13 protein-coding genes and 1 pseudogene are annotated in these 12,425 nt (G+C 37.8%); all 14 read left to right on the top strand.

All coding sequences use genetic code 11. The features are described 5' to 3' along the window. Positions 1-3: 3 nt before the first annotated feature. The 14 genes and pseudogenes from EHR_RS10195 to EHR_RS10260 all read left to right on the top strand — a co-directional run bounded on the left by EHR_RS10195 (position 4) and on the right by EHR_RS10260 (position 12,378). Entirely contained in the window at positions 4-978 is a 975-nt protein-coding gene (locus EHR_RS10195) for an alpha/beta hydrolase (protein ID WP_014834619.1), read from the top strand. Further along, positions 979-2,679, top strand: a complete 1,701-nt coding sequence (locus tag EHR_RS10200; RefSeq protein ID WP_010737695.1) for a DUF4091 domain-containing protein — start codon at positions 979-981, stop codon at positions 2,677-2,679. 349 nt (positions 2,680-3,028) lie between these two features. Beyond that, on the top strand, positions 3,029-3,712 hold the full coding sequence (locus EHR_RS10205; RefSeq protein WP_010737694.1) for a DUF1538 domain-containing protein: 684 nt from the start codon (positions 3,029-3,031) through the stop codon (positions 3,710-3,712). Beyond that, positions 3,709-4,482, top strand: a complete 774-nt coding sequence (locus EHR_RS10210) for a DUF1538 domain-containing protein (RefSeq protein ID WP_010737693.1) — start codon at positions 3,709-3,711, stop codon at positions 4,480-4,482. Before EHR_RS10205 ends, EHR_RS10210 begins: the two co-directional genes overlap by 4 nt. Beyond that, positions 4,479-4,856: a P-II family nitrogen regulator gene (locus tag EHR_RS10215; RefSeq protein ID WP_010737692.1), complete on the top strand. Its 378-nt coding sequence runs from the start codon at positions 4,479-4,481 to the stop codon at positions 4,854-4,856. Before EHR_RS10210 ends, EHR_RS10215 begins: the two co-directional genes overlap by 4 nt. A 134-nt stretch (positions 4,857-4,990) precedes the next feature. After that, complete coding sequence (locus tag EHR_RS10220; protein ID WP_010737691.1) at positions 4,991-5,662, top strand: LCP family protein; 672 nt, start codon at positions 4,991-4,993, stop codon at positions 5,660-5,662. A 54-nt stretch (positions 5,663-5,716) separates the two neighbouring features. Continuing rightward, positions 5,717-6,154 (top strand): annotated as a pseudogene (locus EHR_RS10225) (hypothetical protein). Positions 6,155-6,163: 9 nt separating this feature from the next. Continuing rightward, positions 6,164-6,832 carry a 2,3-bisphosphoglycerate-dependent phosphoglycerate mutase gene (locus EHR_RS10230; protein ID WP_010737689.1) on the top strand — a complete coding sequence of 223 codons (669 nt, stop codon included), beginning with the start codon at positions 6,164-6,166 and terminating at the stop codon, positions 6,830-6,832. Positions 6,833-6,886: 54 nt separating this feature from the next. Further along, the gene (locus tag EHR_RS10235; protein ID WP_025480503.1) at positions 6,887-7,510 is read left to right on the top strand and encodes an HAD-IA family hydrolase; all 624 of its coding nucleotides are present in this window, start codon (positions 6,887-6,889) and stop codon (positions 7,508-7,510) included. A 50-nt stretch (positions 7,511-7,560) separates the two neighbouring features. Then, positions 7,561-7,956 (top strand): DUF1149 family protein, encoded by a 396-nt coding sequence (locus EHR_RS10240; RefSeq protein ID WP_010719024.1) that lies wholly within the window; start codon positions 7,561-7,563, stop codon positions 7,954-7,956. Between the two features lie 215 nt (positions 7,957-8,171). Beyond that, a complete protein-coding gene (locus EHR_RS10245; RefSeq protein ID WP_010737687.1) occupies positions 8,172-9,563 on the top strand; it encodes an L-cystine transporter in 1,392 nt (463 codons plus the stop codon). 238 nt (positions 9,564-9,801) lie between these two features. After that, positions 9,802-10,173: a VOC family protein gene (locus tag EHR_RS10250; RefSeq protein ID WP_010719026.1), complete on the top strand. Its 372-nt coding sequence runs from the start codon at positions 9,802-9,804 to the stop codon at positions 10,171-10,173. Positions 10,174-10,474: 301 nt separating this feature from the next. Further along, entirely contained in the window at positions 10,475-11,416 is a 942-nt protein-coding gene (gene trhO / locus EHR_RS10255) for an oxygen-dependent tRNA uridine(34) hydroxylase TrhO (RefSeq protein WP_010719027.1), read from the top strand. Positions 11,417-11,646: 230 nt separating this feature from the next. Continuing rightward, a complete protein-coding gene (locus EHR_RS10260; protein WP_010737686.1) occupies positions 11,647-12,378 on the top strand; it encodes a metallophosphoesterase family protein in 732 nt (243 codons plus the stop codon). The last annotated feature ends 47 nt before the right edge of the window (positions 12,379-12,425 follow it).

Below are 12,425 nucleotides of genomic sequence, written 5' to 3' on the forward strand. Positions count from 1 at the left end.
GCAATGAGAACAAAAGAAATTATTTTTGATCGCAAGGCAAATACCGGTCTCAAGCTTTACTTACAAGAAGAATTGTTTGAATCGCAGCCAATCGAACAACGTCCGTTTATTTTAGTAATTCCTGGGGGTGGGTATTCTTTTTGTAGTGAAAGAGAAGGGGAACCGATCGCATTAAGCTTTCTGTCAAAGGGCTATCATGCAGGTGTTTTACATTATCATGTAGGAGAACATCGTCATTTTCAAAAAGCATTGTCTGATGGACAAAAAGCAATGGAATTACTTCAAGAATGTGCGGAAGAATGGCAGATTGATCGTCATAAGATTGCGGTCATTGGCTTTTCAGCAGGTGGGCATTTAGCAGCAGCCATGTCGACAATGTTAGCGACTAAACCCGCTCTATGTTTATTAGGTTATCCAGCTATCCTCGCTTCTTTTTCAGAGGTCATGGGTATTTCGGCTCCTTCTTTGGAAGAATGCGTGACGAGTGATACGCCGCCGACGTTTTTATTCTCCACATTTGAAGATTCGATCGTTCCTATCGAAAATTCCTTACTATATTTACGTGCGTTAGAAGAAAATGATGTTCCTTTTGAATCACATATTTTTCAAAAAGGACCTCATGGACTTTCTTTGGCAACTAAGTGGTACCGCACATCTGATGAAGTGACAGACGAACGTTTTGCTCGCTGGTTTCCATTTGCGATGGAATGGATGGAATCACAGTGGGAAGAACAAGAAAAAGGCAACGAATTATCGACCAGAGAGATCATCGACATACCGATTTTTCAACTCGTAAAAGAGTCAGAAAATCAGCAAGTTCTCCAACGATTTTTCCCTGGCTGGCAAGATCCTAGTCGTTTCAAATTAGTAAAAAGACTTAATTTAAAGCAATTGCGGCGAATGATTCCAGATCAAATGACGAATGAACGATTTGAACAATTGATCGATGGATTGAATCGACCAAAGGAGGAGCATTGAATGCAAGCTTACCTTGTCCATGAAAGTTATAAAGCGACCAATCGTCTGACGGCTGAACAGCCTCAGGAACTTACGGAGTTAACTTTTTATAAGAACAGTAAAAATGCTTGTCAGTTACTACTTCATGACGGGCGAAAAAACCATTTCGTACTATCGAATGAATTTTCGATACCAGATGCTATTGAGATACCGATTTATCGTATCGCTATCGAATCCTCGTTACCAGTAAAAGCTCAATTTATTGACTATTATTTAGGCAACGAAGATATATTGTATGCTGATAAGTTGTTAGAACAAACAGTGAAAACTTATTCAGGCGATCGTTATGCGCCAATTTATCTGGAATTTCCTTTGGATACTGAAATCAAGTCTGGCAGCTATTCACTAGAAATAACAGTTTACCGTTCATATTTGACAGCCGGTGACGAAGAAGTAGTGACGAAAAAATTAATGATTGACGTTTCAGATTATTGTTTTCCAGATAACGTGACTCAGAAATTTAATTTGGACATCTGGCAACAACCGTCTAATTTAGCGAGAAGTTTTCAAGTCCCACTTTGGAGTGAGACTCATTTCCGATTGATTCGCGAAATGGCTGCCAGTTTAGCAGCTATTGGGCAAAAATCGGTAACGGTTATCGCAGGCGAGATCCCTTGGAAAGGTTGGTTCAATTATATCGTCAAAGACTATCCAGCGAATCTCTATGAGTATTCAATGATCAAAGTCAAGAAGGATCTCAAAGGAGAATTGACGTGTGATTTCACCATTTTAGATCGCTATCTTCAAACGATGGCAGAAGCAGGTATCGATCAAGAAATCAACGTCTTTGGTTTGTTAGGTGTGTGGCAAGTACCATTCTTCCCATTGATCCAACAGTTAGATTACCCTGAAAAAATTGTGGTTCGCTATTTTGATGAAGTCTTGCAAAAGATCGGATTCATCGAAAACAAAAATGAATTGAAGTCCTATTTCAACCAATTATTTGAGCATTTCAAAGAGATTGAGGTATGGGACAAAGTCAGGATTATCTCTGATGAGCCGAAGATTCACGAAATAGACACCTTTAAAGCTTCATTAGCAGAATTAAAGTCAGTGGATACTAGTGTTCAGATAAAAGTCGCTTTTGATAAAGAAAACGTCTTGGAACAATTGCTGCCAGATGTCGATTTTCCGGTCACTTCTTTTTATTGTACGTGCAACCATTATCAGCAGTTAACACAAAGCCATCCAGGAAAGACACAATATTATATTTGTAATTATCCTGATCGTCCGAATACCTTTTTACACAGCTCATTACTAGAGACTCGTATCCAAGGAATTTTAGCGCATTGCTTCAAAACAGATGGTATGCTGCGTTGGGCATATAATTGCTGGCCAGAAAATGTGCGAGAAGATATCCGCTATAATACTAGTTCGTTACCGATCGGTGATACTTGTCTCATTTATCCTAGCTATTCTGGACAGTTATTGTTGTCTTTACGTTACAAACAATTGCAAAGAGGAATTGAAGATTTTTACCTGGTCAAAGAAGCAGTGAAAAAGAATCCGATTGTCACACAACAATTGTTAGATGCATTTCTAGGCAGCAGCGAACCAAAAGAATGGATGAAAGATAGCCACACAAGCAACCAACGTTTGTTTAATCAACAGGCAGACGAATACGAAGCATTTCGAAAACAATTGATTGCTTCCTTGTCTTAGAGCTGAGTACTTGTTTTGTGGTTACTTCCCACAGGTGAAACAAGAAGAGACTTTTAGTTCCAGACGCTTTTTGATCACCTTGCTAAACAACATGCCTTTCTTTTAAAATCAAGCCCCAAAATTTGAAAAGTTCGTTCTGATTTTTCATTCTTGATTTGAGACATTGTTGCTTATAACATAAAGAGAAGCCAAAGGAGCCGAAACCAAGTTTGATTTTCGCTCAATTTGGCTTCTTTTTACGGTAATGTCATATTTGAGTATTTTTTTATTGAAAAAAATAACAGCGTTTACCTGTTCTGCTCGTAACTTGTGAAGGAATCAGGTAAAATAGAGTAAAGGAGGAGGATATATGCTAAAAAATTTAAAAGAAGTTGTTATCGCCATTTTACCAATGACGCTTTTAATTGTTATTTTAACTTTTATTTTCGCACCGCTTGACTCAGATGAAATGATTTCTTTTTTGTTTGGGGCAGGGATTATGATGATTGGCATGACACTATTTTTATTTGGCGCCGATTATTCGATGATGGAAGTCGGGCGATTAGTGGGAAAATATATGATCAAAAAGAAAAGTCTCACAATCCTCATTGCTTTAGGATTTATGATTGGAATTGTAATCACGATCGCAGAACCTTCCGTTCAAGTGTTGGGACAACAAGTCAATCAGATTTCTGAAGGAAAGATTGGCCGAGTTTTGTTAATTGGAATTGTAAGCGTTGGCACAGGTGTCTTTTTAGCGTTTGCTCTGTTACGGGTTGTCTTCAAATTATCTTATTATCAATTGATGGCGATTGGTTATGTTGGTGTATTAGTCGCTTCATTTTTTACAAGTAATGAATTTATGCCGATTGCTTTTGATTCTGGAGGCGTTACGACTGGACCGATTACTGTTCCTTTTATTCTAGCATTAGCTGGCGGACTGACTAGTATGATTCGTCAAGAAACGAGTGCCAATGATAGCTTTGGGATGGTTGGGATTGCATCTTTAGGTCCAATTCTGGCAGTAATGATTTTAGGGGTGATTTTTCAATGAAGATAGTCCAAGAATTATTCTCGGGGATAGAAATCATTTCCTATGAGGTGTTAATCGCCATATCGCCGATCATACTATTATTCTTAGTCATGAACTTCCTGAGCTTTCAGATGAGTAAAGAACGTTTCTGGGCTATTATCAAGGGCTTTTTGATCACTACTGTCGGATTGATCTTATTCCTGCATGGTGTCGATCTGGCTTACGTTCCTGTTGGACAACATCTAGGTAGTGTATTTGCTAGTTTAGAACATAATCAGCTTTTGATACCTTTAGGGTTCTTGATGGGGTTTTTAGTTGGTTTCGCAGAACCAGCGATCCATGTCATGGTTAAACAAGTGGAAGAATTGAGTGAGGGAAGAATCAAAGCAAAAATCATGTTAGCAGTCATCTCTATTGGGATTGGCTTAGCAGTTGGGTTATCTATGTGGCGTTTATTAGTTGGTTTTTCTCTCTACTATTTTTTGATTCCAGGATATGGCTTAGCTTTCATTTTAGGACGCAAGGTTGATAAAATTTTTCTTGCTATGGCATTTGATAACGGAGGGGTAGCGACTGGTCCCATGTGTTCCACGTTCATTTTATCGATGTGTGTGGCAATCGCCACGCAAATTGAAGGAAGAGATCCGATTATTGATGGATTTGGAGTAGTGGCTATGATTGCATTGACGCCCATATTATCGACATTGGTTCTAGGCTATATCTACAAAAGGAAAGATGAAAAAGATAAACAAGCCAAACACAAATTACAACAGTTGGAGGGAAAAAAATGAAAGATCCTGTAGCGTTGAATCTGAATATGATCGTCACGATTGTTGATGGGGGAATGGGGTACGAAGTGATTAAGTTTTCAAAAACCGCCGGAGCAGCTGGAGGTACGATACTCCATGGGCGTGGATCAGGGATTCATGATTCTAGTAATTTTTTAGGTCTGGAAATCTCCCCTGAAAAAGATATTGTGTTAACCCTCGTACCCGATAGTTTAACCAATCAAGTCATGGAGACGATTGGTCAGGGAATCAACATTGGTGTGCCAGGAAATGGTATCTGTTTTAGTATTGATGTCGATAAAGTCATTGGGATCACTAAAATCCACCAATATCGGGAAGTGATCGAGATGAAAGAATTGATGGAAAAAGAGGAGTGAATCTGCAATCGCTCAGGTGGTTTCATTGTTTTAAGGAGAATTTGATGAATTACTAAATTTTTATGAAACCCTCCTCTTTTACCAGACAACTTTTTAAAAATATGCTATGTTAAAAATGATAAAGGGGGAGAAAAATGAATTTTTTAGTGGTGCTAAAGGATCAAGTCATCAACCGTTCGACCTTTCTTTATGTTCAGTTAAACAAGGGGAAAACTTTGTTGCATTTTTCGCCAGAGTTTCATTTAGAAGGTCAAACACTAGGAGAAATCTATCAATCAGAAGGGTTAACTGCACTTTTGCTCTTTTTTAATAGAGAACTTGATTTACCTGTGAAAGATTATCTTGAGCTTTCATTGACAAGTTGGGATCAGGCAGTAACAGAGCTATTTCCAAATGGCTTGATAATCAAGGAGAACGGCCAGTTGATACAGTTAACGGTCAGTGAACTTCAAAGACAAATGCGTTATAAAATTGATGAGAAAGATTCGTTTTCAATTTTTCAACGGCAACAAAAAATCTTAAAAAGTTTTTTAAGTGAAATTGGTAAAAAACGCCATTTATTAAAGACAACTCAATTATTAAAAAAATATCCTGATTTAGTTCATACATCGATTCAATTAACACAATTCTTAACGCTGATTCGCCGATTTGTTCGCTTGAAGGAAGTGCCTTCTAGAAAGCTCACGTTACCGTTAGCGGATACATTTCGTGTCGTCCAAAGAGCGCAGGAAAAGAAAGTCATCGTGATTGACTTTATGAAGAATCGGAATGCACTTCATCAATTAACAATGGAAAAAGCGAATTAAAGCTTTTTCTTTTTGCTTTTTTTTGCCATAATAAGAGCAACAGGAGGAGTTACGATGGCACAAATTTGGTTAAGACGCTTGATTGAATACAAAAGAAAATACAACCAAGTGATGCAAGGACGTTATGCAACATTTGATTCGTTGAACCGAGTATTGTTGATTCTGGCACTATTCTTTCGTCTGTTTCAATTTTTACTTCCTTTTTCAATCGGTTATTTCTTATTTTGGGGATTACTCGGTCTAATCGTATTTCGATTGTTATCGAAGAAAATCTATGTAAGAATAAATGAAAATCGGAAATTCATCGAAAAATCGAATCAAATAAAATTATGGTTTTCTCAGTTGAGAAAGCCAAAAAATTCAAAGAAAGTGATGGAGTACACGTTTTTTTCTTGTCCTACTTGTCACCAAAAGCAAAGAGCGCCATGAGGTAAAGGACGAATTCGAGTGACTTGTCAAAAATGCGGTACCCAATTTGAAACGAAAGTCTAGGTGAAGAGGATGAAGTTAGTCTTATTACGACATGGTGAAAGTGAAGCCAATTTTCAAAATTATTGGACTGGCTGGTTAGATGTTGCGCTAACTGAAAAGGGGATGCAACAAGCAACGGAAGCTGGACGAAAAATGAATGAGCAAGGATTGGTTTTTGATATCGTTTATACATCTGTACTAAAAAGAGCAATCAAAACGTCACAGTTAGCTTTAGAAGAAATGAATCAATTGTATCTTCCCGTCCAAAAAACTTGGCGGTTAAATGAACGACATTATGGGGCATTAGTTGGTAAAAATAAAACGGAGATGAAAAAAGAATATGGCGAAGAACAAGTCAAAAAATGGCGTCGTGGCTATCGAGAAGTTCCGCCACTCGTATCAGAAAACCATTTTGATCGACGCTATGATTCTTTAGATCCACGTTTGCTCTCCCATGGTGAAAGCTTAGAGATGACAGTTGAGCGCGTGGTTCCTTTATGGCAAGATGAACTTGCACCACACTTATTAGGTGGTAAAAATGTCTTAGTGGTTGGACATGGGAATAGCTTACGTGCGTTAACGAAATACTTAGAAGATGTACCAGAAAATCAGTTGGATACGATTGATATCCCGAATGCGCAACCGATTCAATACACTTTAAATAAAGAGTTAGAAATCCTCGGAAAAGAATTGTTATAAGAGGGACATGTTTTGTGGGAATATGAATAGATTTAAAGGAAAGAAGTTACGATGATAAAAAATTATGTTTGGGATTTTGATGGAACATTATTTGATACTTATCCAGCCATGGTCGATGGAGCGCTTCAAGCAATGGCTGCGTTAGGTATCTTAGCGGATCAAGAAACGATTTATCCGATTATGAAGAAATTTTCCACCCGTCAACTAATCAAAGAATACCAATTACCAGAAGAACAATTTACACCTTTGTTTCATCGTTATGAAGCAGCGAGTCAGAAAATTTCCAAGCCTTTTGCAGGCACCCAAGAAGTGTTGCGATTATTGAAAAGCCAAGGTGCAAAGCATTTTATTTTGACCCATCGACTCTCAACCTCAACATGGGGATTACTTGAGCAGTTTGATCTAGCTGATTTGATTGAAGAAGTCATCGGGATTGATCGGAATTTTCCTCGTAAGCCAGCGCCCGACTCATTAAATGATTTGATCCAAAGACATCAATTGAAAAAGTCGGAAACGATCATGATTGGTGATCGTCGTTTAGATATAGAAGCTGGTAAGAACGCAGGAGTCTTGACTTGTTTGTATGATATTGATCATTTTTTACAAGATATTCCTGCCGATTATGTTGTAGATGATCTCTTAAAAATCCTTGATATCAAGGAGAAAGCAATAAAATAGTATCCTCTTTCAAAGTGAGGTATGTTATAATTTGAATAAGGAGTGATCAAATGGAAATCAAAAGACAAAAAGAAGTAGTAGAGGCATTTCACTATGATTTTAAAAGGCCTGATCAAGAAGTTGAAACAGATTTAAAAGTAGGATTTTCTCCTCTGAAAGAGACGATTGAGAACTATCCGAAAGAACACAGTATCGTAGGGGCACGTTTAGAATTTCGCTTAGTCTTTGATACATATGTTTTATCAGGAAGCGTGAGTCAAATTAACCATATCCTTAATCGAAAGATTGAAGGACAAAATGATGTCACACAAGAAGAAGTGGATGAGCTAGTTGCGCCATTATTTGACATCGTCAAACGAATGGCCTATGAAATAACTGAGATTGCATTGGATCAACCAGGCGTGAAACTAAATTTTCAATCTGAAAAAGAAGAAAACGAAGCATAAAACGTGCTTAAAACCAGTAGTGATAGTCAAAGGCTATCACTACTGGTTTTTTTCTATTACTAATTGTAAGCAAAACGAATGTATTTTTTACATAAATAGTCTAGAATGAACGAGTCGCTGAAAAAAATATTTTCAGGAAAATGATTGAAGAATCATTTTCGGGAAGCTTTACTTCCTTAGATGGACTTGTCATTAAAAATTAGAGGAGGAGTAAAATGACAACACTCATCACAGTTTTAGTGGTTCTAGTTTTTGCGGTATTATTATATGTTTTTTATCGCATGCAAAAGCGCCATGCAAAATTTTCAACAAGGGTTTATACAGCTCTAGCTATCGGAATCGTATTTGGTGGCTTATTACAATTGATTTTTGGAGTAGATAACCAAGTCATCAGTCAATCAATGGAATGGATCAATATCGTAGGTGAAGGCTATGTCGGCTTCTTACAAATGCTGATTATGCCATTAGTATTCGTCTCGATCGTTGGCGCATTTACAAAAATGAAAGTTTCTGAAAAATTAGGTAAAATCAGTGCAACAGTATTAACCTCACTGCTTGCAACAACAGCAATTGCTGCATTGATTGGAATCGGTACAACCATATTATTTGGTCTTCAAGGAGCGAAGTTTACCGAGGGCGCAGCAGAAACAGCTCGAATCTCGGAATTAGCCACTCGCCAAGAGAGTATCCAAGGATTAACGATTCCGCAACAAATATTATCATTCATCCCTAAAAATGTCTTTGCTGATCTAGCTGGTACACGTGCAACAAGTACGATCGGTGTTGTGATTTTTGCTGCATTTGTCGGGATTGCTTATCTAGGAGTCAAAAGAAAAGCACCGAAAGAAGCAGAATTTTTTGCCAATTTGATTGATAGTTTATATAAAATCGTTATGCGTATCGTTACCTTAGTTTTACGTTTGACTCCATATGGCGTCTTTGCGTTGATGACGAATGTGATGGCTACTAGTGATTTTGTTGCCATTATCAATTTAGGAAAATTCGTACTTGCTTCATATGTTGCTTTACTAGCAGTCTTGATTGTTCATTCATTGATCTTGCTTTCAGTGAAAGTCAATCCGTTTGACTACTTTAAAAAAGCTTTTCCAGTATTGAGCTTTGCTTTTACTTCACGTTCAAGTGCAGGGGCATTGCCATTGAATATCGAAACACAGACCAAAGCGTTAGGTGTGGATGAAGCAACAGCGAATTTTTCAGCCAGTTTTGGTTTATCAATTGGGCAAAACGGCTGTGCAGGTGTGTATCCAGCGATGCTAGCCACGATCGTTGCTCCAGCTGCTGAAATTGATGTTTTTAGTATTGGCTTTATCTTGATGTTAGTTGCAATCGTCACGATCAGCTCATTTGGTGTAGCCGGTGTTGGTGGTGGCGCAACGTTTGCTTCATTGATCGTCTTAGGGGCGATGAATTTGCCAGTTGCCATCGTTGGCTTAGTTATCTCAGTAGAACCATTGATTGATATGGCTCGAACAGCAACGAACGTCAGTGGCAGTATGGTTGCCGGGATTGTCACAAGTGCTAGAATTAAGGACTTGGATCGTGAAGCAATCAAAGATGATTCAAAAGTCATTGATGTCAATGCTTAGTTATAAGCCAAAAACAGATTTCGTCTTTGAGACGGGATCTGTTTTTTTATAAGCGATTGATACAGAGAATCTATTTTATTCCGAAAAGTGAAAACGAGATTCCATCCACTCCAAAAACTATGACAATAAGGGCAAGTATAAGAGTATAAAGATGGAGTGAAGATAGCTTTTCCGATCTCCGTATGCTAAAATAGTTAAGCTTATGACTTCTAAAAAGAAGAAATGTAGGAGGATTTACATGTTTACCAATGAAATGAAAATCATGTTATATGTTGATGATGTGAAAAAAAACGTTGATTTTTGGACTGCCGTTGGATTCAAAGAATTAGATCGTCAAGAAATGGATGGCACACTGGTTGTAGAAATCGCCCAATCAGAGAAGGCGACTACTTCACTTGTCTTATACGATCGGGAATTCATTGAACAACATTCCCCAGAAGTTGCTGGAAGTTCCCCATCCTTGATGTTTTATAGCGATGATATTTTTGATTTATATAAGAAAATGCAAGCACAAGGTACGGTATTAGGCGAATTAGTCCAGTTAGGTGAAGAATACGTATTTAATTTTGCCGATCCTGATGGTAATTATTTTGCAGTAACAGGGAAATAAAGAAATGATTTGAAGGTAGTCTTCAGACACTCATTCTACTAGTAGTTAAACAGGTCATGTTTAGCGACTAGTAGAGTGGGGGTTTTTCACTTGGTAGAACCTAGTTTATGTAAATGGTCATTCCATCGTTGAGGTCATCTTATTCCATCTTTTATATAGTAAAGTTTGCCTAAATTAAAAAACGATAATTATATTATGTTAACTGAAGAGTTTGAACATAAATACACAAGCATAAATATCGTCAAACGAACCTTACTTTTTTTATACTATTCTGGAGAGAAGAGAAGGAAGGAAAGAAAACATGGATTACCAAGTATTACTTTATTACAACTACACAACCATTGAAGACCCAGAGCAATTTGCGAAGGAACATTTAGCCTTTTGTAAATCGTTGAATTTAAAAGGAAGAATCTTAGTTGCCAAAGAGGGTATCAACGGCACATTGTCTGGAACGATCGAAGAAACTGAAAAATATATGGCGATGATGCATCAAGACGAGCGTTTTGCTGATACATTTTTTAAAATTGATCCAAGTGAAGGCCACGCATTTAAGAAAATGTTTGTTCGTGCACGACCAGAACTTGTTTCTTTGAAATTAGAAGACGATATCGATCCTCACGAATTGACAGGAGATTATCTCTCACCAAAAGAATTCAAAGAGGCAATTTTAGATGAAGATACTGTTGTCATTGATGCCAGAAATGATTACGAGTATGATCTAGGACATTTTCGTGGGGCTGTTCGTCCTGATATTAGAAGCTTTAGGGAACTCCCTAAATGGATCCGTGATCATAAAGAAGAATTTATGGAAAAACGAGTGGTTACTTATTGTACTGGTGGGATTCGTTGCGAAAAATTTTCTGGTTGGTTAGTCCGTGAAGGCTTCAAAGATGTTGGTCAACTACACGGCGGGATCGCAACTTATGGAAAAGACCCTGAAGTTCAAGGAGAATTGTGGGATGGTAAGATGTATGTGTTTGATGAACGTATTGCAGTTGATATCAATCAAGTGGATAAACGAATCGTAGGCAAAGATTGGTTCGACGGTACGCCTTGCGAACGCTACATCAATTGTGGCAATCCTGAATGCAATCGTCAGATGTTGACTTCTGTTGAAAATGAAGAAAAACATTTAGGTTCTTGTTCGATCGAATGCGCAAAACATCCACAAAACCGCTACATCAAAGAGCATCAACTGTCTGAAAAAGAAGTAGAAGAAAAATTAGCTGCTTTTTTTAACTAGCATTTAGTGACAAGCTGAAAAATAAACATAGCAGGAGAAGCTGTTCTCCAATCACCTAGCTCTAGTTGAGCGCTGAGTGAATAAGGGAATTCCTTTGCTATCTTTATTTTTGGCTTGTCTTTTTTTCTTTTTATTGAGAAAATCAGTATAGGAAAGGGAAAAACCTTTTCGATAAGTGTTAATCTATGCGAAAGATACGTTATACTACAATGGAAAGGGAGAGTTTCATCATGAAAAAGTGGGTGTATGCGATTGGCGATGTTCATGGAAAATACGATCTCTTTAAAAAATTGGTCAACGAATTTGATCCATTAAATCATCAATTAGTATTGATGGGGGATTTGAATGATAGAGGCCCTAATACGAAAGAGTGTTTTTTACTAGGTATGCAGCTAGTCAAAGAAAATAACGCGATTTATCTTCGAGGAAACCACGAAGAGTACTTTTTGCAGTTCCTCCAAAGTCCTGAAGGCTGGTATGAGCCCTATTTACGGAATGGTGGCAAAGAAACATTTGACAGTCTTTTACACCCTGGGTCAACTGAAGAGTATTCGCCCACAGAGATTGCGTTGATGATTCGCTCACGATATGGCGAACTGATTGATTTTTTATGTGAGCGGCCGCTTTATTATGAATGGCATAATTATCTCTTTGTCCATGCAGGGGTTGACTTAACTAAAAAAGATTGGCATGATACAAACCCTCATGATTTCATCTGGATTCGCGAACCTTTCCATGAAGGTAAAAATAATACAGGAAAAACAATCGTTTTTGGTCATACCATTACCCCTATGCTACACGGAGATATGGAAACGACAGATTTATGGATTCACGATAAGAAAATCGGAATTGACGGTGGAGCAGTCTTTGGTGGATCGATGCATGGTGTGGTTTTTGATGAAACTGGTATCGTTCAAGACATTGAGTATCAAAACACTGAAGGACCGTGGCAAGGAAATTAATGGATCAGGATAACAGTACATGATTCCTTATAAAAGTATTGAGGAAA

Source organism: Enterococcus hirae ATCC 9790, from assembly GCF_000271405.2.
In the GTDB taxonomy this organism is placed as follows: Bacteria; Bacillota; Bacilli; order Lactobacillales; family Enterococcaceae; genus Enterococcus_B; species Enterococcus_B hirae.